Origin of the sequence: Citrobacter sp. Cpo012 (genome assembly GCF_030333015.1) — a bacterium.
Lineage (GTDB): Bacteria > Pseudomonadota > Gammaproteobacteria > Enterobacterales > Enterobacteriaceae > Citrobacter > Citrobacter portucalensis.
Genome location: NZ_JAOWGR010000043.1, coordinates 657925 through 682207 on the forward strand (window position 1 = coordinate 657925; position 24283 = coordinate 682207).

20 protein-coding genes are annotated in these 24283 nt (G+C 52.9%); 10 read left to right on the top strand and 10 right to left on the bottom strand.

From position 1 onward, the window contains the following. Positions 1-118 precede the first annotated feature (118 nt). Positions 119-1315: a multidrug efflux MFS transporter gene (locus OGX90_RS22925; protein WP_100272851.1), complete on the bottom strand. Its 1197-nt coding sequence runs from the start codon at positions 1313-1315 to the stop codon at positions 119-121. A gap of 301 nt (positions 1316-1616) precedes the next feature. Here OGX90_RS22925 and ddlA point away from each other — a divergent pair, with 301 nt between their 5' ends. Further along, a complete protein-coding gene (gene ddlA / locus OGX90_RS22930) occupies positions 1617-2711 on the top strand; it encodes a D-alanine--D-alanine ligase (protein WP_008783901.1) in 1095 nt (364 codons plus the stop codon). A gap of 23 nt (positions 2712-2734) precedes the next feature. On the opposite strand, the gene OGX90_RS22935 is transcribed toward ddlA, so the two are convergent. Then, a complete protein-coding gene (locus OGX90_RS22935; protein WP_003830949.1) occupies positions 2735-2953 on the bottom strand; it encodes a DUF2754 domain-containing protein in 219 nt (72 codons plus the stop codon). 264 nt (positions 2954-3217) lie between these two features. Between OGX90_RS22935 and OGX90_RS22940 the strand changes: the two genes are divergently transcribed. Next, entirely contained in the window at positions 3218-3541 is a 324-nt protein-coding gene (locus OGX90_RS22940; RefSeq protein ID WP_032942507.1) for a DUF2755 family protein, read from the top strand. On the opposite strand, the gene OGX90_RS22945 is transcribed toward OGX90_RS22940, so the two are convergent. After that, positions 3526-4629 (bottom strand): DUF1615 domain-containing protein, encoded by a 1104-nt coding sequence (locus tag OGX90_RS22945; RefSeq protein ID WP_048214809.1) that lies wholly within the window; start codon positions 4627-4629, stop codon positions 3526-3528. The genes OGX90_RS22940 and OGX90_RS22945 overlap by 16 nt on opposite strands. 14 nt (positions 4630-4643) lie before the next feature. Next, positions 4644-5864: a peptide antibiotic transporter SbmA gene (gene sbmA / locus OGX90_RS22950; protein ID WP_057067136.1), complete on the bottom strand. Its 1221-nt coding sequence runs from the start codon at positions 5862-5864 to the stop codon at positions 4644-4646. A 384-nt stretch (positions 5865-6248) separates the two neighbouring features. Here sbmA and ampH point away from each other — a divergent pair, with 384 nt between their 5' ends. Beyond that, complete coding sequence (ampH, locus tag OGX90_RS22955; protein ID WP_003830945.1) at positions 6249-7406, top strand: D-alanyl-D-alanine-carboxypeptidase/endopeptidase AmpH; 1158 nt, start codon at positions 6249-6251, stop codon at positions 7404-7406. Between the two features lies 1 nt (position 7407). Here ampH and iprA read toward each other — a convergent pair whose 3' ends face one another. Further along, a complete protein-coding gene (iprA, locus tag OGX90_RS22960) occupies positions 7408-8031 on the bottom strand; it encodes a hydrogen peroxide resistance inhibitor IprA (protein WP_003830944.1) in 624 nt (207 codons plus the stop codon). Positions 8032-8120: 89 nt separating this feature from the next. Beyond that, positions 8121-11042: an autotransporter adhesin EhaB gene (gene ehaB, locus OGX90_RS22965; protein ID WP_286624753.1), complete on the bottom strand. Its 2922-nt coding sequence runs from the start codon at positions 11040-11042 to the stop codon at positions 8121-8123. Between the two features lie 500 nt (positions 11043-11542). Here ehaB and hemB point away from each other — a divergent pair, with 500 nt between their 5' ends. After that, positions 11543-12517 (top strand): porphobilinogen synthase, encoded by a 975-nt coding sequence (gene hemB / locus OGX90_RS22970; RefSeq protein WP_003830941.1) that lies wholly within the window; start codon positions 11543-11545, stop codon positions 12515-12517. Positions 12518-12595: 78 nt separating this feature from the next. Here the strand turns inward: hemB and tauD are convergent, their stop codons facing one another. Genes tauD through tauA form a run of 4 tightly spaced genes read right to left on the bottom strand, consistent with a single transcriptional unit; the run spans position 12596 to position 16015 of the window. Then, positions 12596-13447, bottom strand: a complete 852-nt coding sequence (tauD, locus tag OGX90_RS22975; RefSeq protein WP_286624755.1) for a taurine dioxygenase — start codon at positions 13445-13447, stop codon at positions 12596-12598. Further along, positions 13444-14274 carry a taurine ABC transporter permease TauC gene (gene tauC, locus OGX90_RS22980; protein ID WP_008783892.1) on the bottom strand — a complete coding sequence of 277 codons (831 nt, stop codon included), beginning with the start codon at positions 14272-14274 and terminating at the stop codon, positions 13444-13446. The genes tauD and tauC overlap by 4 nt, the downstream gene beginning before the upstream one ends. Then, positions 14271-15038: a taurine ABC transporter ATP-binding subunit gene (tauB, locus tag OGX90_RS22985; RefSeq protein WP_048235995.1), complete on the bottom strand. Its 768-nt coding sequence runs from the start codon at positions 15036-15038 to the stop codon at positions 14271-14273. The genes tauC and tauB overlap by 4 nt, the downstream gene beginning before the upstream one ends. A 14-nt stretch (positions 15039-15052) precedes the next feature. After that, positions 15053-16015: a taurine ABC transporter substrate-binding protein gene (tauA, locus tag OGX90_RS22990; protein WP_003830936.1), complete on the bottom strand. Its 963-nt coding sequence runs from the start codon at positions 16013-16015 to the stop codon at positions 15053-15055. Positions 16016-16352: 337 nt separating this feature from the next. Here tauA and OGX90_RS22995 point away from each other — a divergent pair, with 337 nt between their 5' ends. The 6 genes from OGX90_RS22995 (at position 16353) to fbpC (ending at position 24146) form a co-directional block, all read left to right on the top strand. Further along, the gene (locus OGX90_RS22995) at positions 16353-16982 is read left to right on the top strand and encodes a response regulator transcription factor (protein WP_286574248.1); all 630 of its coding nucleotides are present in this window, start codon (positions 16353-16355) and stop codon (positions 16980-16982) included. Next, positions 16982-18523, top strand: coding sequence for an MASE1 domain-containing sensor histidine kinase (locus OGX90_RS23000; protein ID WP_286574247.1), 1542 nt, complete (start codon positions 16982-16984; stop codon positions 18521-18523). Before OGX90_RS22995 ends, OGX90_RS23000 begins: the two co-directional genes overlap by 1 nt. A gap of 85 nt (positions 18524-18608) precedes the next feature. Next, entirely contained in the window at positions 18609-19913 is a 1305-nt protein-coding gene (gene uhpC, locus OGX90_RS23005; protein WP_286624757.1) for an MFS transporter family glucose-6-phosphate receptor UhpC, read from the top strand. Further along, positions 19910-20941, top strand: coding sequence for an ABC transporter substrate-binding protein (locus OGX90_RS23010; protein ID WP_057067130.1), 1032 nt, complete (start codon positions 19910-19912; stop codon positions 20939-20941). Before uhpC ends, OGX90_RS23010 begins: the two co-directional genes overlap by 4 nt. 68 nt (positions 20942-21009) lie before the next feature. Beyond that, positions 21010-23088 (top strand): ABC transporter permease, encoded by a 2079-nt coding sequence (locus tag OGX90_RS23015; RefSeq protein WP_008783887.1) that lies wholly within the window; start codon positions 21010-21012, stop codon positions 23086-23088. An 11-nt stretch (positions 23089-23099) separates the two neighbouring features. Then, positions 23100-24146, top strand: a complete 1047-nt coding sequence (gene fbpC, locus OGX90_RS23020) for a ferric ABC transporter ATP-binding protein (protein WP_286574246.1) — start codon at positions 23100-23102, stop codon at positions 24144-24146. Positions 24147-24283 lie beyond the last annotated feature (137 nt).

Genomic DNA, 24283 nt, shown 5'->3' on the forward strand with positions numbered 1-24283 from the left:
ATGAGTCCTGAAGCAGAATGATTCAATATAAAAAGGTAAGAAAATTAATAATCACACAAATATATAATACACAATTATGGATTAACAACGCTGACAAGCAGCGTTGTTAATCAGGACCTCAACGAGCCGCGCGCCGACGCCGCAACGCGATAGCCAGTTGCCAGATATTGATAAGCACAATGCTTGCTGTAGCAATGAACACCCAACGGAACCCCGCCATTGCCGAAACCGTTGCCCCCATCAATGGCCCTGCGACGTTGCCAAGGTACATAAATGACTGGTTATAGCCAAAGATGCGTCCGGTTATCTGGTCGCTGGAGTATTTCACCAACAGCGTCTGCACCGCCGGCAACATCGCACCATCAGCAAAGCCGAGCAGAAAACGTAGAATTCCCAACTGCAACGGCGTGGTAACCCACGACATGGCAAAAAACAGCACCACCGCGAAGATTAACGTCGCCATTAAAATCCGCTCAGTACCAATACGGTCGCCTAATTTACCAAGTCGGGGCGCGGAAATCAGAGCAGAAATGCCCGGTACTGAGGCTATCAGCCCACTGAGAAAAGCAATATTCGAACTGTCCGGGACCATCGATTTAATAAACAGCGCCAGAATAGGCCCAATTGAGCCGTTACACAGTTGAATCACCATGGTGGTAAAAAACAGGCTGATCACCAACGCTGGATGCGAAAGCGAGGCAAACACGGCCTTCCCACTCAGACGTTCGCTTTTTTTAATCGTCGGGCGAACGCCCTCTTTGATCAAGAACAGTGTGACCAGAAAACTCACTACCAGCAAGGCGGCGGTAATACAGAATACCGCTCGTAAGCCAACATGATCGGCGATAAAGCCTCCCATCAGCGGTCCGCCAATGACGCCGCTAATTTGCGCCGTAGAGAGCGTACTCAGCGCCCAGCCGCTGCGCTCGCGTGGAACCTGGGACGCAACCAGCGCCATCGCATTAGGAATATAGCCGGAGGTTAACCCCATCACCCCGCGCAGCAGAAAAAGCTGCCAGACGTTAGTGGCAAATGCCTGTAGCAAAATCGCAATGGCCATCCCCAGTGAGGCCCGCAGCAGCATCAGCTTGCGTCCTTTACGGTCGGCCAGACTGCCCCACATCGGAGAAACAATGGCTGAAATCAGGAAGGTGACGCTGAACGTTAATCCGGACCACATTGATAGCGCTTCATGCGAGGTCACGCCCAGTTGGGAGATATAGAGTGGTAAAAAAGGCAAGATTTGGCTAATCGCCAGTCCGGTAAAAAAGCACCCGAACCAAACGGAAATAAGGTTAACTCTCCAGGATTCCATAAGGACTCATAACGATAATTAGCTGAAAACTGCGAGAAGCTTAACAAATTACTTAGCCGAATAAGGGTCTACAGGTGCGATAAATCACAGTTTAGGATTTTATCTTCCCGCTCATCATATTTGTGATATAGCTCACATCAAACCCATAATATAAACAGGGGATTGTGCTTCCCGCGCGATCTGCGTGTATGTCCCCTTCTAATCCCCTGTCATTCGCCAAAACAATCTGCCAGAAGCCGAGGAAACCTGCGTTTTGTCGTGGTAATGTATGTGCTTTGCATTCATGGAATGGGTTTTTAAGATGGCAAAGTTGCGGGTAGGAATCGTATTTGGTGGTAAATCAGCGGAACATGAAGTGTCATTGCAATCGGCAAAAAATATTGTCGATGCCATCGACAAGACTCGCTTTGACGTTGTGCTGTTAGGTATTGATAAACAAGGGCAATGGCACGTCAGCGATGCCAGTAACTATCTGCTCAATTCAAACGATCCGGCGCATATTGCGTTGCGACCTTCTGAGACCAGCCTGGCGCAGGTACCGGGTAAACAAGAGCACCAGTTGATCGATGCACAAAACGGTCAACCGCTGCCGACGGTCGATGTTATTTTCCCGATCGTACACGGTACTTTGGGTGAAGATGGCTCTCTTCAGGGCATGCTGCGCGTGGCGAACCTGCCGTTTGTCGGTTCTGATGTGCTGGGTTCTGCTGCCTGTATGGATAAAGACGTGACCAAACGTCTGCTGCGTGATGCCGGGTTAAACATCGCGCCATTTATTACACTCACTCGCGCGAATCGCAACAGCATCAGCTTTGCCGAAGTGGAATCCCGCCTGGGTCTGCCGCTGTTTGTAAAACCGGCCAACCAGGGATCGTCCGTTGGCGTCAGTAAAGTAACCAGCGAAGCCCAATACGATCAGGCCGTCGCGCTGGCATTTGAATTCGATCATAAAGTCGTTGTGGAGCAAGGGATCAAAGGTCGCGAGATCGAATGTGCGGTACTGGGCAACGATCATCCGCAGGCCAGTACCTGTGGTGAGATCGTGCTGAACAGCGATTTTTACGCTTACGACACTAAATACATTGACGATAACGGTGCCAAAGTTGTCGTTCCGGCAGCAATTGCGCCAGAGATTAACGATAAGATCCGCGAAATCGCCATTCAGGCCTACCAGACTCTGGGCTGTGCCGGCATGGCGCGCGTGGACGTCTTCTTAACTGCTGAAAACGACGTTGTGATCAATGAGATCAACACGCTGCCTGGCTTTACCAACATCAGTATGTATCCGAAGCTGTGGCAGGCGAGCGGTTTAGGCTATACCGATTTGATCACTCGCCTGATCGAACTGGCGCTGGAACGCCATGCTGCGGATAGCGCGCTGAAAACCAGTATGTAAACCCGTCAGGATGCCTGATAGAGCTATTGGGCATCCTTTGCTTCATCATCTTCAACGCGGCGACGGATGATTAATCCGGCCAGCCAAAAGCTAATCACCCAGGTCACCAGCCCCACCGCATAAGTTTGCCATCCCTGCGCTTCAAAACCTAATAACCCCACCACGCCATTCAGAATAAAGATAAGCCCAATAGCGAAAGCATAGTAGTGCCAGTCTCGGCGGATTTTTACAGGCAGGTTCATAACAGCTCCGGTGGAAATACAACACAGTAAGGCATCCTCGCACATTTCCCCGAGGGCGTCTGTGGCCTGTGCGGAATTTCTTAAATGTAACTCAGTTTAACTTAAGGTTACATAATTGTGACCGCCAACAAAAAACCGAAATCCAGGAATAATCTCTACCTGAAATTACCATCATTCTGATATTGACATTGCCGATCACCTGTCAGACTCACTCTCAGTTCCAGGCATTACGTCAAAAAAAGCAGGTTATTTCCGGAGGTCTTTATGGCTGATTTTACGCTCTCAAAATCCCTGTTTAAGGGCAAGCATCGGGATCCCTCCTCCCTGCCCGGCAACATTGCGTATGCCGTATTTGTGCTGTTTTGCTTCTGGGCGGGTGCACAGATTTTAAATCTGTTGGCCCACGCGCCCGGCATCTATGAAGAACTGATGCAGCTGCAAATGCAGGAGACAGGACGCCCGCGGGTTGAAATCGGTTTAGGCGTCGGTACCCTCTTTGGACTGATCCCCTTCCTGGCCGGAAGCCTGATTCTTGGCGTCATAGCGGCGGTCATGCGCTGGCGTCACCGTCATCATAAAGATGACTGATTCATACACTTCGCCCGACGATCGTCCACCCGTTTAGCAAACCACGCAGTAGTCAGATTACGCGTGATCTTCGGGCTTTCCAGTTGAATGCCCGGCAGCATTTCACGGGGTAACGTTTTCCCGGTCTTCGCTTCCGCCAGCTTATAAACCTTTTCGTACAATGCGGTTTTTTCAAAGGCCAGGCTGTCACCTTTTTGCAGTTGACGGCGGATCTCACTCTCGCTCATCCCTAGCTTCCCGGCCAGTTTACGTACCGCCAGCTCCGTTTTGCCCGGCTCACTGCTGCCATAGAGAATCAGATCCCCGTCCATCGCCAGCTTCACTCCACTGGCTTTACTGACCGCATTCTGGAAAGCTGCATTGCGGCTCGCATACCATCCGGCATTAAAATCGGCGAAGCGGAAGATTGGCGCACTGTAATTCGCCGGGTAGTTGAGCAGATGATACGTACCGAACCACAACCCACCACGGCGGCTAAACACTTCCTGACGTACCGTCCCCGCCATTTTCCACGGATACCCGCTGGTGTGCTGCTCAGCAAACGCGATACTGACCTGCATTGGACCACCGGTATGTACCGGATTAAGCGATCCGAACAATGTCTGCCCCATCGGCACCATGTTGATGAAATCATCAAAGATGGCGCTAAGCTGTTTTTCCGTCTTCACCGTATCCAGACGCTCGCTGTAGCTTTTCCCCGTTGGCGAGTTAATCTTTAGCGCGGTATGCACGACAAACAGCGGGATATGCATGCGTTCTGCGCGACGGTCAATCTCTTTCCAGGCGATTTTGCTTAAACCAGGAACAGCCGGATCGGCCTGGAAGTTTGACTCCTGCTGCGCAACCGCCAGCACCGAACAGATATTTTCAACCGTTGGTGCCAGCTTCTGGCTTTCAAAGGTCTTTGCCAAATCCTGCGCCCATGCGTCCCGGTCTTTCACGCTGGCGGGCATTTTCTGGCGCACCACGCTCGCCACATCGACGGCTTTCTCCCCTTTTTTTAGCGGCTGCGCGGGTTGACTACTGCATCCCACCAGCACTAATGCTGCCAGACCGGACAAGGGGTAAAGACGGGAAACCGTCGACATAACATCTCCTTTTGTTAACTAAGAGTATGGGTAACTTCCTGAATTTCCTGACCATCAAGCTCGCGCTCAAAGCTTCGCAGACGCTTATAAATAGACATCAGTTCCACTAACGTTGTCCAGGAGTTAATCAAATACTGGAACGAGCCGCGCACCTGGCCAAATACGTTGGTGATTTGCGTCATCAGGCCGAGCGTAATCGTACCGGCAACAATTGACGGAAACAGCAGGAACAAACCGAAAACGTTATCAACCTGCAGGTAAAGAATACGGGCGATATTGAAGTACATATAGTGAAAATAGAGACGGAAGTAGTTTTGCCGTACCGCATGGAACAGTTCACGCACCGTCGGTGGCGTCGCACGGTTGCCATCATCTTCGCCATAGACCAATTCTTTACGATAGGCCGCTTCCACGCGCTGGTTTTTAAACTCCAGCCCGGGAAGTTTTATCCCGACCACGGCCAGTAAACCGGTTCCCATCAGCGACCAGACAATCGCGGCAATCACCAGGCCATAAGGCACATGTCCAACAATCGGCAGGTCAGGAACATGGGCAGAGAGCGTTACCAGTACAGGCAGGAAGGCAATCAGCGTCATAATCGCGTTGATAAAGCTGACGCCCATATCTTCCAGCGTAGAAGCAAAACGCATGGTGTCTTCCTGCACACGCTGTGCTGCGCCTTCGATGTGACGCAAATGCTGCCAGTGCGCCATATAGTGTTCGTTCATCGCGGTACGCCAGCGGAACACATAGTGGCTGACGAAGAAGTTGTTCATCACACCAATGACCACGGCTATCAGCGCAATGCCGAGAAAAACGCCCACTTCATGATAGAACTGCTCAATCTTCACCTTGTGTGGTGCGCTGAGCGCAGTTTGAATCAGGTCATAAAATGGCGCATACCAGGCGTTGACGGCGACGCCGACTTCAACCAGAAACCAGGTCACAAAAATAATCAGCGATGTGCCCAGAATAGACCAGTACTGCCAGCGATGTGGGCTGTAGAGAAACCAGAACAGCGCGAACACCCCGACACAAAGAATGTAGTACGCATAAAAAATCAGGTAATCCAACGACCAGAAACGCGCTGCGCTAATAGGTACGTCTCCCGACGCGCCGGTAATATGTGCAACCCAGGCTCCCCCACCTGCTTGCCAGAATACAACGGCGACGAGTGCCCAAATAAATGCCGAAATAAAGAACGGCCCCGGCTTTGGGAAAAAAGACTTAAACATAGTGCTCTCCTGCTAACTTCTTATCGTTATGACGACTGCTGTGCATTTGCCACCGTGGAGTGCGGAGGCCAGACGGCTTACGCCCAAAAACACAAGCTGAAACCGACAATTGTGACCAAAACCGAGGCACTTAGTTCGCACCTTGGTTATGAAGAATTGTTTCTGTGGTTTTCACACTCGACAACGTTCCAGTATGTGCAGATTATCACAGCGTGAGATCACAAAAGCGAACATCCGCAATCCAGGAAACTCCTGTGTTTACTCATCGTTACGTTTTTCCCACTATCATTGGTTGATAAGCGCTTTGCAATACGCCGATGAGTAGTATAAATACGCATACGCAGGACATCCTTTTTCACTTTCTCTAACTCATGGACACCACCGTTGAAACGTAGTCTGCTTTTTTCTGCCGCGCTGTGTGCGGCGTCATTGACATCTGTCCAGGCGGCACAGCCTATAACCGATCCGGTCTTCGCCTCTGATATCGTTGATCGTTATGCCGACCATATATTTTACGGCAGTGGTGCTACGGGGATGGCGCTCGTGGTGATTGATGGTAATCAGCGTGTATTTCGCAGTTTTGGTGAAACACGCCCCGGCAATAATGTTCACCCGCAACTGGATTCCGTAATCCGCATTGCCTCAATTACCAAATTAATGACCAGCGAAATGCTGGTGAAATTACTCGATCAGGGCACGGTCAAACTCAACGATCCATTGAGTAAATATGCACCTCCTGGCGCACGCGTACCCACTTATCAAGGAACACCAATTACGCTGGTGAATCTGGCGACGCATACCAGCGCACTGCCGCGCGAACAGCCAGGCGGCGCGGCCAAGCGCCCGGTGTTTGTCTGGCCAACCCGCGAGCAGCGCTGGAGCTATCTCTCAACGGCTACGCTTAAAGCCGCACCAGGATCGCAGGCTTCTTATTCCAACCTGGCGTTTGATCTGCTGGCCGATGCGCTGGGTACCGCGTCAGGTAAGCCTTATCCGCAGCTGTTTGAAGAAAAAATCACCCGTCCGCTGGGGATGAAAGACACCACCTTTACGCCATCTCCCGATCAGTGCCGACGCCTGATGGTCGCGGAAAAAGGTGCCAGTCCTTGTAACAATACGCTGGCAGCGATGGGCAGCGGCGGCGTCTATTCAACGCCTGGCGATATGATGCGCTGGATGCAGCAGTATCTTTCTTCTGACTTTTATCATCGTAGCCAGCAGGCCGACCGGATGCAGACGCTGATTTACCAGCGTACGCAGTTAACTAAAGTGGTGGGAATGGACGTTCCAGGCAGAGCCGATGCGCTTGGTTTGGGCTGGGTCTACATGGCGCCGAAGAATGGCAGACCGGGAATTATTCAAAAAACCGGTGGCGGCGGTGGCTTCATTACCTATATGGCGATGATCCCACAGCAAAACGTTGGGGCATTTGTCGTAGTGACGCGCTCTCCGCTGACCCGTTTTACCAATATGAGCGACGGTATCAACGAACTGGTTGCAGAGTTGAGCGGGTACAAGCCACAGGTCATTCCTGCATCCTGATTCAATACTCAAAAGGCAAACGGTTAATGCACACCAGTTTGCCTTTATTCATTTCAATGTAACCGCCTTTACGCAATGCTGCGAGAACCTCAGCGACAACCGAGCGTGAAATTCGTGTGCGTTGGTGAATATAGTTCATAACGCCAATGCGTGAACGAAGGGCTTCATCCCATTTCGTCATAGAGATCAATGTCGCGCGAATCTGATCGTAGGAGTTATTGCCGATCAACTGCAGATCGCGTAATTCAAGCATGGAGTTTTGCCATGCCAACCAACAAAAAGCTTCACGCCAAAGCTGGCACTCTTCAATTATATTAATTGTTTGCGAGGCAGGTAGATGGTATCCCGTACAATCGCTTTCCGTGATTAATCTGTATTGTATATCTGTTTTTATCACACCATCTGAAAGCCCCATAATAAACGGTGCCTGCGCAATACCGACCAGCACATTCTCCCCTCGCCTCAGAGAAATTACACCATTTAAAATGATAAAGGTATCGTCACTGTTTATATCACTGGAATAAATTATTTCTTTATCGTTATCACACTCAAAGTGTTTGCCATATTTTGACAAACATTTATCAAGCTTACCAAATTCCACAAGCGGTTTATTTGCAGACAACATTTGGGCATCCCTTGCAATAAATGCCCGTCAAATCCGTGACGGGCATTTTTCTGAGTTAGATTATCTTTTCTTTAACAACAAGAGATGTCTTACCAGGTATATTTAACACCAACATTTGCAGACCAGTCTTGATCAACATCGCCACCACCGAGGTAGTTAGCATCGGTGTATGCGCTGAAGTTTTTGGTAAAGCTGAACTGAGTACCCAGTCCAACACGTACCGCAGAACCTTCTACACCGTTGTCGATAGAGTCGCCGTTTACGTCAGAATCGTTGTTAGAGTCGTCGTAAACGTAGGCCAATTTGAAGTACGGGGTCAGCGCCTGGTCGTCGCTGTAGGCGAAGGTATAACCTGCATCTACACCGAGTTCATAGCGCATGCTGTCATAAGACTGACCGTCAACTTTCATGTCGTTGCTCAGCTTATAGTCATCACCAGACTGGAACAGACCGGATACGCTGCCGTATGGCGTTACGTAACCTGCGTCACCCAGCTTCAGGTCATAACCCAGTTTCAAGCCAAAGCCCCAGGCATCAGAAGAGGTGCTGCCATCAACATACTCACCGTTGCTCATGTTAGCAGTCAAATCGTTGTTGAAGTGAGAGTAGCTTAAGTTACCGTCAACAAAGATGTTGTTGGCAAAGTGAGCAGAAGAGTAGATGTAGGCAGTCTGGCTATCCTGATCCACCTGACCGGTACGGTCGCTCATATCACCTTTCGCGAAGCCTGCAGCAGCACCGACAATCCACTTAGCGTTGTTACCATCAATTTTGGAATCAACACCGACCATGATGCCGTTAACATCCTGATCGTAGTTAATGGTGCCATTATCTGCATCGAAGCTACCACCGAAGTAGCTAACCCATGCACCACCGTTATCAACCAGACCATGACGCGCGTTAGTCAGACGAGTACCAACGGTATCTTGTTCCAGGTTCCAGATATTGGTGTTAGCAGACGGAATGCTCAGCGCCATGTTCGCGTAGTCTGTCAGTTCCATCTGCTGCAGAACAACAGTGTTACCCTGCTGCTGTGCCTGATAGGTGTAAGCACCCAGGTCAGCTTTGTTGGCTGCAGAGAAGGTCGCAGTGCTGTTCGCGTCGTTAACGTAGACCAGCTCGTTACCTTTGTAATCCGCAACAGAACCTGCGCCAGTCGCGTTGTCGATACGGACTTTATAGTTACCAGTTGCGGCCGCTACATGGTCACCATAGTTATCAACTTCAGACTGATCGCCTGAGGTGTCGGAATCGCCGTTACCGTTGATAGTCAGATGACCATCAGAGTTCATCGCGATCACACCATAACCGTAGTTAGACTGAGATTTATCGTTAGTGCGATCGTTGGTCAGATCAGCATTCAGCACATAGTCAGTACTGTTGATGTCGAAAACACCCGCGTTAACATGGTTATAAGCGTCGGTGTAGCTAGTCAGGTTCAGGGTATCAACCTGCAGTGCATTACCGGTACTGTTACCCACATCCAGAACGCCGTTGTTAGTGACGTTAATGGTGTTTGCATACAGCGCAGCTTCAAGCACATTCCAGCCAGCCGAAACATCATCGGCGATTGTGACAGTACTGTTGTCGATAGACAGAGTATCCGTCGCAACGTGACCATCTTCGTTGATGTTCAGTGCAGAAGCACCGGTCAGAGAGATAGAGTCAGCAACCAGCTCAGAATCACCCACGTTGACGACAGAACCGCTGTTGATGCTCAGGGTATCAATCAGGGAAGTTTTGGTAGTATCCCACTGTGAAGCACCGTTCAGCGTGACGTTGAACAGGCCGCTCTGGTAGACAGCGTTGCCAACTACATGACCATTTTCGTCATAAGAAGTTGTGTCGCTATCAATACCGTAGGTTGATTCCGGCCACAGGCTGTTAGCGGTGATGTCGATCAGCGTAGCGGTGGCTTCAGTGCCTGCAGCGTAGCTGTCATAAACGCCGTCACCATCGGTGTCAACCTGGTGCACGGACATTGCCGCGCCGACCCACTTACTGCCGTTGTTCAGTGTCAGATCCAGACGGTCAGTACCGTCCCAACCATTGGTATCCAGGTCAGTATCGGTATCACGATAAGTGTCAGCACCGTTCGGGAAGAAGTTCTCATCGAAGTTGCTGGAGAACAGCACATCACCCATCAGTGTGGAATTGTTAAACGTTGCGGTGGTCTGCATCGCGTTATCTGCATTTGGATTAGCAATAACCGCTAACGCAATATCGTCTGCAGTATAAGACCCGCTGTAGTCGCTTGCATTGCTGGTGTTACCAAACCAACCGGTGGTGCCTTCGTCAGTCCATGAACCAGAGGTCAGGGTAGAATCGCTGACAGCGATAGTGTTGTTAAATACTTCACTGCTGTTTACGCCAGTGCTGACGGTATTATCGTCAATATCTGCCCACTCGTAACCCTGAGTCAGGGTTATGCCAGCGACATGAGAGTTGGCGGAGATAGACAGATCAACTTCTTGATCCAGAGTGATAGCCGTACCCAGGTTATAAACGTCGACAACGTGTGTGTCAGCTGCGTCATTATACGTACCGTTGTAGGTATAATGTTCGTAGTTGTCATCGATAGTTGAATTGATGACGTTCATCGCCAGGCGATCGTAGTAATAGTCAGTACCCGTACGGTTAGTACAATCCGAGGTCATACATTCGGATGTCACCATACCGTGAATGGTGCTGTTTTTAATCGTCAGGCTGTTGTTATTGGTGTTAGTAGACAGCCCATCATCCAGATAATAAGTCGAAATAACGCCGTTGACAGTGGCGTTATTAATTACCGGATAAATATCACCGTTATAAATACTATCGGTGTCGTAATTGTTCCAACCAACATATCCATCATAATAGACGCCATCCGCGTAGGATGCGTCATTATAATGAGCAAACGTTGTGTAGGTGGTCCCAGAGATATCAGTTGAAGCATTCGCCTGAGAAGTGATTGCCAAAGTGCAGGCTAATGCTAATTGTGAGACTACAAGTTTCTTTTTCCAAGTGTGCATTTGTCATCCCTCCTCAGGGACGTAATATAGTTGATCCATCAATTATCAATGCAAAGAAAACATTTTATGTTTCGCGGGGAAGATTATGCGGTTTCACAAAGGAAAGGTTCAATTATTCTTTGGTTTAAGTCCGATTACGGACAATAGACATGCAAATTATTCGAAACAGCAAATAAACGTAAAAATCATTTTTATTTTAGACAGTTACATGTAAAGGCATTGGCAAAACAATATATTGAAATTATGATTAGCTTAAAAATCAAACGTCAGCAAATAAATACCGTTAAATCTCGCCACTTAATTAAAAATTAAATTAAACTAAATTCACCATAAAACTAATCACTATTTAAAATAGTCATAATTGCAAAAATAGAGATAACACATAATACCAAGCATTGATAACATCAACATAACCTCGGCATAACGCCAACTTTCGTAAACCCCTCGCCCTCAGGTTCGGGTATACTACGGCCTTCGATTCCACAAACATCAGGCATACCATGACAGACCTAATCCAACGCCCTCGTCGCCTGCGCAAATCCCCTGCGCTGCGCGCTATGTTTGAAGAGACAACACTCAGCTTAAATGACCTGGTGTTGCCGATCTTTGTTGAAGAAGAACTCGACGATTACAAAGCTATCGACGCCATGCCCGGCGTGATGCGCATACCAGAGAAACACCTGGCGCGCGAAATCGAACGTATTGCTAATGCAGGCATCCGCTCGGTCATGACCTTCGGGATTTCTCATCACACCGATGAGACCGGCAGCGATGCCTGGAAAGAAGACGGTCTGGTGGCGCGCATGTCGCGTATCTGTAAGCAGACCGTACCGGAAATGATCGTCATGTCCGATACCTGTTTCTGTGAATACACCTCGCACGGTCACTGCGGTGTATTATGCGAACACGGCGTTGATAACGACTTAACCCTTGCTAACCTCGGCAAGCAGGCAGTCGTTGCCGCAGCAGCGGGCGCAGATTTCATCGCCCCTTCAGCCGCAATGGACGGCCAGGTACAGGCGATTCGCCAGGCGCTGGACGCCGCGGGCTTCACCGATACTGCGATCATGTCCTACTCCACCAAGTTTGCCTCTTCTTTCTACGGCCCGTTCCGTGAAGCCGCAGGCACGGCGCTGAAAGGCGATCGTAAAACGTATCAAATGAACCCGATGAATCGCCGTGAAGCGATTCGCGAATCGCTGCTGGATGAAGCCCAGGGCGCAGACTGCCTGATGGTGAAACCGGCTGGCGCGTATCTCGATATTCTGCGTGATATCCGCGAGCGCACCGAGCTGCCGATTGGCGCTTATCAGGTCAGCGGTGAATACGCGATGATCAAATTCGCGGCGATGGCAGGTGCAATAGATGAAGAGAAAGTGGTTCTGGAAAGCTTAGGCTCGATCAAACGCGCTGGCGCGGATCTGATCTTCAGCTACTTCGCACTGGATCTGGCTGAGAAAAAAATCCTGCGCTAGCCACTTTGTTGCCGAATGGCAGTTTCGCTTTATCCGGCCTACAAATCGTAGGCCCGGTAAGTCAATCGCCGCCGGCAATCATCCCGCCCGATAAAACGGCTTGTCTCCCAAAATTGTCGCCCGGTGCATAATGCGCCTCTGTGGCAGATAATCCGCATTCGCATAATGCTGCGTGACGCGATTATCCCAAATCGCCACATCGTTGGGCTGCCAGCGCCAGCGCACCTGAAACTCCGGTTTGGTGATATGGGCGAATAAAAAGCTTAGTAACGCATCGCTCTCTTTTTCCGTCACATCGACAATTCGCGTAGTAAATCCCTCATTCACAAACAGTGCCTGTTTACCGCTTACCGGATGGGTCCGCACCACCGGATGTAGCAACGGTGGATGTTTAGCGACCGCCTCCAGCCAGCGCTGATGCTCTTCTGGTGTCTTGCGGTATTTATACTCCTGGAACGATTTACGGAAATCATGCTCTGCCCGCAGGCCACTCAACAGCTGACGAAACGGCTCAGACAATGCGTCATAAGCGGCAATTCCGCTGGTCCATAGAGTGTCTCCCCCGACCGATGGCAGCTCTTTTGCTGCCAGGATCGCCCCGGCAGGCGGCGTGTCGATAAAGGTGACATCAGTGTGCCAGTTGTCGTTATCCGGCGGGTTATCGTTATGGGTATCCAGCACGATAATTTCCTCTACCCCTTCGGCATGTGGATAGACAGGGTGAATATGCAGATCGCCGAAACGCAGCGCCAGTGCCCGCTGCTGTTGTGGCGTAATCACCTGCTGCCGCAGAAACACCACCTGGTGGCGCAGTACCGCATGATAAAGCTGTTCAAACTGATTATCGCTCAGCGGACGCGTCAAATCCGCACCAGTGATTTGTGCGCCAATGTACGGCCCCAGCGGGGTAATGCTCAGACGTTCACTCATTGTACTTCTCCATGCCAGGGCGTCAGGCGACGCTGAAGCGCGCGCAGACCCAGCTCTAAAATAAATGCGATAACGGCAATGACCGCGATCCCTGCCAGCACCACATCCGTTGCCAGAAACTCACCGGCTGACTGCACCATAAATCCTAACCCTCGCGTGGCCGCGATCAGTTCAGCTGCCACCAGCGTCGACCAACCCACGCCAAGCCCGATGCGTAACCCGGTGAGGATCTCCGGTAATGCCCCCGGCAAAATAACAAACCACAGCACCTGCGCACGGCTGGCCCCCAGCGACTGCGCGGCGCGCACTCTCACCTGCTGCGCACTTTTCACCCCCGCCAACGCCGACATCGCCACAGGGGCGAAAATAGCCAGATAGATCAACAGGATCTTGGAGGTTTCACCGATGCCAAACCAAATGACCATCAGCGGTAAATAGGCCAGGGGAGGAACCGGGCGATACAGTTCAATGATCGGATCGAGAATGCCGCGCATCGTCGGACTCAGCCCCATCGCGATCCCAACCGGAACGCCCAGCAGCACTGCCGCCAGCAGCGCGATAACAATACGCGTCAGACTCGCCGCCAGATGCTGCCACAGCGTGGCATCCATAAACCCTTGCGGCCCGGCAATGACGATCAGCTTTTGTAAAACCTGTCCCGGCGGCGGTAAAAACAGCGGACTGATTAACTGCAGCGCCGCCACCGTCCACCACACCGCCAGAATGACGGCCAACGTACCAAGGCTTAAGGTAATCTGCCGCGAGAACGGCCAGCGCCAGTTCAGCACCCGCTGGCGACGGGGTTTATCATTAATCACCACGCTCATGAGAATGCCTCCCGTTGTTCAAAGACACGACCTAACACGTACTCGCGCATGGCGATAAACTGCGGATCGGACTTAATGCTGCGGCTCGACTCTCCGGCCACAAAGCGACGGGCGAAATTGAGCGGCAGACGTTCCAGTACCCGGCCTGGTCCTGGGGACAGCAATACCAGTTCTGTCGCCATAAACACTGCTTCTTCAATATCGTGGGTAATCAGCAGCACCTGTTTGCCGGTCTCATGCCACAGCTTCAGCAGCAGGGTTTGCATCTGCTCGCGGGTAAAGGCGTCGAGCGCACCAAAGGGTTCATCCAGCAGCAACAACTGCGGGTTGGCCGCCAGCGCCCGGGCAATGCCGACGCGCTGACGTTGTCCACCGGAAAGTTGCCAGATAAAGCGTTTTCCCGCGCCCTCCAGCCCGACTTTCTGCAACATCTCCAGAGCAATACGCTGACGCTGTGGCTTGTCCACGCCCGCCAGCTGCAGCCCAAAAGCCACGTTGTCCTGCACGTTACGCCAGGGCAGCAGACCTTCGTTCTGGAACACGACCCCGCGATCTGCCCCCGGACCGTCAACCCTGTTACCCGCCAGCGTGATGCTGCCATGCTGATACGGCACAAACCCAGCAATCAGATTTAACAACGTGGTTTTCCCACAACCGGAAGGCCCGAGTACCACCAGCAGTTCACCGCTATCGAGCGTCAGGTTGATATCCTCCAGCGCCGGTTTTCCACCGTAGCTGGCGGCAAGATGAGAGATTTGCAGCATCATCGCCTCCTTATTTATTGCACGAAGCGATCGGTCACGTACTGGCTGTAATCCGTCGCGACAGCGGGGACTTTGCCCTGCTCTTTAAGGAACTGCGCGGTGTCGATAATCGCTTTGTTCACCGGGCCGGTTAGCTCAGCGGTTTGCTGTTGCGGTGTCAGGTAAGTGTTACCTTTCACCAGCCCCGGAACATCCGCCTCCGGTACACCGCTCAAACGCGACAGTTTGCTGATATTCTCCGGCTGCTTCAGCCATTCATCAGGATTAGCGATATAAGGCTGCTGGGCATCGATAGCGCTTTTGGCAAAGGCTTTCACCACCTCAGGATGCTTCTCGGCAAAATCTTTGCGCACCACCCACACGTCCAGCGTCGGTGCCCCCCACTCGCCAACCTGCGAGGAGTCGGTTAACACCTTTCCGTCTTTTTCCAACGCGTTGACCGCAGGTGCCCAGACATACGCACCATCAATATCTCCGCGCTGCCATGCGGCAATGATCGCTGGTGGTTGCAGGTTCACAATCTCCACCTGGCCAGGTTTAATCCCCCAATGTTTCAACGCCGCCAGCAGGCTGTAATGGGTGGTGGATATAAACGGCACGGCAATGCGTTTGCCAATCAAATCTTCCGGTTTACTGATGTTTTTCTTCACCACCAGCGCCTCAGAATTGCCGAGCTTTGATGCCAGCAGGAAAACCTCAATAGGCACTTGCTGACTGGCAGCGACCGCCAGCGGGCTGGAGCCGAGATTACCGATCTGCACGTCGCCGGACGCCAGCGCACGAACGATGCTCGCCCCGCTGTCGAATTTGCGCCAGTCAACGGTCGCCCCGCTCTCTTTGGCAAACGTGTTATCCGCCTGCGCCACTTTGGCAGGTTCGGCGGAGGTCTGATAAGCAACGGTGACGTTCACCGCCTGCGCCTGAAATGCGATGAATGCCAGTGCGGCAAGAAGTGCGTTACGCGATGAAATAGCCATGATTGTCTGCTCCCCTGTCTTGTTATGGAGGCAGTATTTCGTTGCGGCACATTTTGATAAAGGAATTAAAAATTCTGGCTAAGAACTAAGCGTTTTTAGAAAAAAAGCGGCAATAGTTAGCTATTTCGCTCATTACAGAACGTAGGCCGGATAAGGCGCTTGCGCCGCCATCCGGCAATCAATGCCTGATGCGCTGCGCTTATCAGGCCTACACTCGCTACAACACCCGGCAAATTATTGCGATTTTGTTACATTCGTTACATATCCGCGCCACGATGATTGCCAGCGCGGCGCTGGCAGGCATCATAGAGGCCATTGTCAGCAAGAGAGCAATATCATGATTCATGTTGTGCTGGTGGATGACCATGTGGTGGTGCGTTCCGGCTTTGCGCAATTACTCAGTCTCGAAGACGATCTGAACGTTACCGGTCAGTACAGCAGCGCGGCGGAGGCCTGGCCTGCACTTCTGCATGATGATGTCAGCGTCGCGGTAATGGATATCGCCATGCCGGATGAAAATGGCCTGAGCCTGTTAAAACGACTGCGGGCGCAGAAGCCCGGTTTTCGCGCCATTATTCTCAGCATTTATGACTCGCCCACGTTTGTGCAAAGCGCGCTGGACGCTGGCGCCAGTGGTTACCTGACCAAACGCTGCGGCCCGGAAGAACTGGTGCAGGCGGTACGCTCGGTGGGCTTGGGCGGACATTACCTGTGTGCCGATGCGCTGCGTGCGCTACGCGGCGGCGAGCAGCCCGCGCAGGTTCTGGAAGTTCTGACCCCGCGCGAGCGTGAAGTGTTTGATCTGTTGGTCAAAGGCGACAGCGTAAAAGAGATCGCCTTTAAGCTCGACCTCAGCCACAAGACGGTGCACGTTCATCGGGCGAACGTGCTGGGCAAACTGCAATGCCACAGCACCATCGATCTGGTGCATTTTGCCCTCGACCACCAGCTATTGACGGGGCATTAATGTCGCGTAGCCTTCGGCATTGGGTTATTTCTCTGTTTATTCTGCTGTCCTGGGGATCGGGCTGGCTGATGCTGTGGACGCTGGGGTTTTACCTGACCCACAACGGCCAGCAGGCGGCGCTATTTCTGCCGCACGGCGTCTATCTCGCGCTGTTAATTCTGCTTTCTCGCCGTTACTGGCCCGCGCTGATACTGCCGCCGGTGTTGATGTTGTTCTGGCTGCACAGCGAGCAATTACTGAATGGCTATATCCTGCTGGCTGCGCCGTTAATTAGCCTGATTCCGGCGAGCATCGGCCAGTCATACTGGCACCGCTTTCCCCTTTACTGGCAACGCTTAACGCTGCTGCTGGCCGCCGTAACGCTCACCTCATTGCTCAATACCGCCCTGCTTTCACCGTTTATCCAGAGCCCGGCAACGCTGATTGGCCTGGCGTCGTTTACCGGCGGCGTGTTGCTGACGCCGTTTGTTTATCTGATCTATGAATTTCTGCGCCAGCAGCACCGCTATCATCTGCTCGGGCTGGATACCACCAATCCCCCGCTGCGCACCTCGCTTATCATCTGGTGTAGCCTGTTTTTTATTATTGGCATCGGTACTCAGATGGTGCTGTCGCCGGAGATCGAGCGCCTGTTGCTAATCGTGGTGTTTTTACCAAACGTGGTGATGGCGTGGAAATTTGGCTGGCAGGGCGGCGTGTTGTCAGGATTGCTCGGCAGTATGATGATCACTATCGCCCGGCAAATCGGCGTCGGGTTCAGTAACTTACTGGAGCTGGAGATTTTCCTCGCCACCCAGGCTCTGCTGGGTATAGGGCTGGGGATCGCCATCAGCCGCCAGCAGCATCTGGCGCAAAACCTGCACCATTATCGCCAGCGTCTGGAAACCGAACTGGCGGCGCGTCGCGCGCTGACCGAACAGCTGATCCGCACCGAAGAAAACACGCGCAAAAGCCTGGCGCGGGAACTGCACGACGAAATTGGTCAGAACATCACCGCCATTCAAATTCAGTCGCAACTGGTCAAACGTGCACCGGGTCGTGAGCAAACGCTTGAGGCTGCGAATCAAATCAACGACCTGGCCCGGCGTATTCACCACTCCACCCGTCAGCTGCTGCGCCAGCTGCGCCCCCCCGCGCTCGATGAACTGTCTTTTAAAGATGCACTACATCATCTGGTGAATGAATTTGCTTTTGCTGAACGGGGTATTCGCTGCCGCTTTGATTATCAGCTAGAAAATACGCCAGAAAACGAAACGGTGCGCTTCACGCTGTATCGCCTGTTGCAGGAGTTACTCAATAACGTCTGCAAACATGCCGATGCCAGCGATGTGTCGATTACGCTGCGCCAGCGGGAACATTGCTTGTTTCTGGACGTCGCTGACAACGGCGTTGGTATTCTGCCAGAAAAAATTCCCGGTTTCGGTATCCAGGGGATGCGTGAGCGGGTGAGCGCCCTTGGCGGTGAACTGACGCTCGAATCAAACAACGGCACGCGAGTAATTGTTAACCTGCCCACAAATTTGCAACAAACCAGCCGCTAACCAGGAAAAAGTCTTAGTCACTGCGGACTTTCTCTCATCCCCTTTTGCTTTCACTTTCCTATAGTCAGCACAAACGGAGACTGCCATGCATACACGCTCAGCCAGCGAAACAGACCAACAATACCGGGCGCTACGCCCCCGGCTGCTGATGTGTATGGTAATTGGTTACGCCGCGTTTTATCTGACGCGCAAAAGCGTTAACCTTGTCCTCCCGGCGCTGCAAACGGATCTGGGTCTGGATAAAGGCGATATCGGCCTGCTTGGGTCACTGTTTTATCTGACCTATGGTCTGTCGAAATTCACCGCCGGGCTGTGGCACGACAGCCACGGACAACGTGCGTTTATGGGTATTGGTCTGTTTGCTACCGGCGTTTTAAACGTGCTGTTCGCCTTTGGTGAATCGCTGACGCTGCTGCTGGTGGTCTGGACGCTGAACGGATTTTTTCAGGGCTGGGGCTGGCCGCCCTGTGCCCGACTACTAACCCATTGGTACTCGCGCAATGAACGTGGCTTCTGGTGGGGCTGCTGGAATATGTCGATCAACATCGGTGGCGCCATTATCCCACTAATTAGCGCTTTTGCCGCCCACTGGTGGGGCTGGCAGGCGGCCATGCTGGCACCGGGGATAATCAGTATGGCACTGGGAATCTGGCTCACCCTGCAATTGAAAGGCACGCCCCAGGAAGAAGGGTTACCCACGGTTGGGGAATGGCGGCATGACCCGCTGGAGCTACGTCAGGAGCAGCAAAGCCCGCCGATGGGGCTGTGGCAAATGTTGCGCACTACCATGCTGAAAAACCCGATGATCTGGCTGCTCGGCGTGTCGTATGTATTGGTCTATTTGATCCGCATTGCGCTGAACGACTGGGGCAACATCTGGCTGACGGAAAGCCACGGTGTGAATCTGCTCAGCGCTAATGCCACGGTGATGCTATTCGAAGTTGGCGGTTTGCTGGGGGCGCTGTTTGCCGGATGGGGATCGGATCTGCTGTTCAGCGGTCAGCGTGCGCCGATGATTTTGCTGTTCACGCTGGGGCTGATGGTTTCCGTCGCCGCACTGTGGCTGGCACCAGTGCACCACTACGCGTTACTGGCAGTGTGTTTCTTTACCGTGGGCTTTTTTGTGTTTGGCCCACAGATGCTAATTGGCCTCGCAGCCGTTGAATGCGGACACAAAGCGGCGGCAGGTTCAATTACCGGTTTTCTCGGGCTGTTCGCCTATCTGGGGGCCGCGCTGGCGGGTTGGCCGCTGTCGTTGGTCATAGAACATTACGGCTGGTCGGGAATGTTCAGTTTGCTCTCGGTTGCCGCTGTCTTTATGGGTTTATTGCTGATGCCGTTGCTCATTGCGGGCATTACCCCTTCTCTCAGTCAAAGGATAAAACAATGAAACTGACGCTTACCTCTACCCTGATCGCTTCCGCTCTGACGCTGGCAGCCTTCAGCAACGCAGCCCAGGCGCAGGGCCGTCTGGTGGTGTATTGCAGCGCCACCAACGAGATGTGCGAAACCGAAACCAAAGCCTTCGGTGAAAAATATGATGTGAAAACCTCATTCATTCGCAACGGCTCTGGCAGTACGCTGGCGAAAGTGGATGCAGAGAAGAAAAACCCGCAGGCGGATGTGTGGTACGGCGGTACGCTGGATCCGCAATCCCAGGCCGGTGAAATGGGTCTGCTGCAGCCGTATAAATCACCAAACCTCGAACAGATCATGGAGAAATTCCGCGATCCCGCGAAGGTCAAAGGTAATCTCTCTTCGGCGGTTTACGTCGGTATTCTGGGCTTTGGCGTTAATACCCAGCGCCTGAAAGAGAAAAACCTGCCGGTGCCAAAATGCTGGAAGGATCTGACCAAACCGGAATACAAGGGCGAAATCCAGATTGCTGACCCGCAAAGCTCCGGTACCGCCTACACCGCGCTGGCGACCTTTGCTCAACTGTGGGGTGAAGATCAGGCCTTTGATTACCTGAAACAGCTAAACGCCAACGTCTCTCAATACACCAAATCCGGCATTGCCCCGGCGCGTAACGCCGCCCGCGGCGAAACGGCTATCGGCATTGGCTTCCTGCACGACTATTCGCTGGAAAAAGAACAGGGCGCACCGCTGGAGCTGATTTCTCCATGCGAAGGCACCGGTTATGAAATCGGCGGCGTCAGCATCCTGAAAGGTGCGCGCAACATCGACAACGCCAAACTGTTCGTTGACTGGGTGCTGTCGAAAGACGCGCAAGAGCTGGCGTGGAAGAAAGGGAAATCCTATCAGATCCTGACCAACACCACCGCCGAGACCTCCCCTAACTCGCTGAAGCTCGACGACCTGAAGCTTATCAATTACGACATGGATAAGTACGGCTCGACTGACGTACGTAAGGCGTTGATCAATAAGTGGGTTAGCGAAGTTAAGATGGGTAAATAAGCCCACGTTGCGTTCATTTGCCGGGTACGGCGTAAACGCCTTACCCGGCCTACATTACCGGAAACGCTATGTCACACACACTTGCACTCCATCCCGTGAAAAAACGGGATGCGATATTTCTTTGGGTTTTGCTCGGCTGGCTGGCGTTTGCCCTGCTGCCTAGCTGGAGCCTGGACTACGGTCTGCTGGAGTCAACGCGGGAAGAAATACTCGCCGCCTACGGCTGGTCGCAGTTCAATATCAGTTGGCTGTGGTATCTGCTGCCAAGCCTGCTGCTGGTGCGCCCATTCCATGAAGCCAGGCGCGAACAGCGCAGCCGCCATTATCTTGACGCGGGTTGGGCATTTTTCTGTATGGCCTTTATTGTCGCCAGCGCCACCCTTGAGGGGCGCGGCTTAGGCTATGCCACCATCGTGCTGTTTGTGGCGCTTGGCGCAATCATGACCCTGGCGCTCACCCGCCTCGAATGGCTGGGCGGTGACCGTTTCGTCATCGGCTCGCTTACCGCGATTGTCGCGCTGATCGGTATTTTTATCGTCTGGCCGAGTATCGCCATTTTCATTCCGATGTTCACCAACGACGCCGGGGAATTTGCCCCGTTGGCGTTTATGAATGTGCTGTCGCAGGCACATATTATTCAGGTGATCCTCAACTCAATTATGCTGTCGATTGCCGTCGGCGTCGGCTGTACCTTCTTTGGTCTGGTACTGGCTATCTACACCACCCGTATCGCCAGACGTAGCGCCATAATCGGACGTATCTTCTCGATTTTGCCGATCGTCACTCCGCCGTTTGTCGTCGGTTTAGGCGTCACGCTGATGATGGGACGCTCCGGTTACATCACCGAGTTTATGGTCGAATGGTTTGGTTTAACCAACACCAACTGGCTGTATGGCTTTACCGGCATCTGGCTGGCGCAGGTTCTGGCCTTTACGCCGATGGCGTTTATGATCCTCGACGGAGCAATCAAAACCATTCATCCGTCGCTGGAAGAAGCGTCATACACCCTGCGTGCCAGCCGCTGGCAGACCTTTAACGGCGTGTTTGTCCCGCTGCTGAAACCCGCACTGGCTAACGCCTTTTTGATTGTGGTCGTGCAGTCGCTGGCTGACTTTAGTAACCCGCTGGTGCTCGGCGGTAACTTCGACGTGCTGGCAACGCAAATCTACTTCTACATCACCGGTTCGCAGCTTGACTACCAGGCCGCCAGTACGCTGGGTGCCTTCCTGCTGCTGTTTTCGCTGCTGGTGTTCTGCGTGCAGTATATGTGGATTGGTAAACGCTCATACGTCACCGTTTCCGGCAAATCCTACCGGGGCGACGTACAGCCGTTGCCGGTAACGCTGGTATGGAGTGTGGTCGCGCTGCTGGCAGTGTGGATTGCCTTTAACGCCCTGCTCTACGGCAGCATTTTCTACGGCAGTTTCACCGTCAACTGGGGCGTGGACTACACCCTGACGCTGGCGAACTTTACCAAACTGTTCGGTCAGGGGATGAGCGACGGCGCGTGGCCTTCACTGCTCGACACCCTGCTCTACGCCGGGATTGCCGCGCCGATCACCGCGATCTTCGGCCTGCTGATCGCATGGATCGTGGTGCGCCAGCAGTTTAAAGGCAAGAAGACCATCGAGTTCACCACCATGCTGTGCTTTGCCGTTCCGGGCACCGTCGCGGGCGTATCGTACATTCTGGCATTTAACAGCGCCCCGGTGTATCTCACCGGCACCGCCGCCATCGTGATTATCTCGATGGTGATGCGTAACGTCCCGGTCGGTATCCGCGCAGGCATCGCGGGCTTGGGCCAAATCGATAAATCACTGGATGAAGCCTCACTCAGCCTGCGCGCCGGTTCTCTGCGTACTATTACGCACATCCTGCTGCCGCTGCTGCGCCCGGCGATCCTCTCGGCGCTGATTTACAGCTTTGTGCGCGCCATTACCACCGTCAGCGCCATCGTGTTCCTCGTCACGCCGGATACCCGCGTAGCGACGGCCTACATCCTGAACCGCGTGGAAGATGGCGAATACGGTGTAGCGATTGCCTACGGTTCCATTCTGATCGTGGTGATGCTGGCGATTATTTTCATCTTTGACTGGCTGATCGGTGAATCACGTACCTCCCGTTCAAAAGCCAAAAACCAGGCGTAATGGAGCGCACTATGACTCAGAAAAATTTCGTTGAACTGCGCAACGTCACTAAACGATTTGGCAGTAATACGGTAATCGACAATATCAACCTCACCATCCCGCAGGGGCAAATGGTGACGCTGCTCGGACCATCCGGCTGCGGCAAAACCACTATTTTGCGCCTGGTTGCCGGGCTGGAAAAACCGAGCGAAGGGCAAATTTTCATTGATGGCGAAGACGTCACCCATCGCTCTATTCAGCAGCGCGATATCTGCATGGTGTTTCAGTCCTATGCCCTGTTCCCGCATATGTCGCTGGGAGAGAATGTCGGTTATGGCCTGAAAATGCTCGGTGTACCGCGCGCAGAGCTGAAAGCCCGCGTCAAAGAGGCGCTGGCGATGGTGGATCTGGAAGGATTCGAAGACCGCTTTGTCGACCAGATCTCCGGCGGTCAGCAGCAGCGCGTGGCGCTGGCCCGCGCGCTGATCCTCAAGCCGAAAGTGCTGCTGTTTGATGAGCCGTTGAGTAACCTCGACGCCAACCTGCGTCGCAGCATGCGCGACAAGATCCGCGAGCTGCAAAAGCAGTTTGATATCACCTCGCTGTACGTCACCCACGATCAGAGCGAAGCCTTTGCGGTTTCCGATACCGTGCTGGTGATGAACAAGGGACACATCATGCAGATCGGCTCACCGCAGGATCTTTACCGCCAGCCCGCCTCCCGCTTTATGGCGAGCTTTATGGGCGATGCCAACCTGTTCCCGGCAACCTTCAGCGACGGATACGTTGATATCTACGGCTATCATCTGCCGCGCCCGCTGCACTTTGCTACACAGGGTGAAGGGATGGTCGGTGTGCGCCCGGAAGCGATCACGCTCAGCGATCGCGGCGAGGAGAGCCAGCGCTGCGTGATCCGCCATGTCGCCTATATGGGGCCGCAGTATGAAGTGACGGTGGAATGGCACGGGCAGGAGATTTTATTGCAGGTCAACGCTACGCGTCTGCAACCGGACGTCGGCGAGCAGTATTATCTTGAAATCCATCCGTACGGCATGTTTGTTCTGGCGGATGCGGCATAACGTTTTGTGGCTTTGTAGGCCGGATAAGGCGCTTGTGCCGCCATCCGGCAATGCCTGATGCGCTGCGCTTATCAGGCCTACAATGAACGATGTAGGCCGGATAAGGCGCTTGCGCCGCCATCCGGCAATGCCTGATG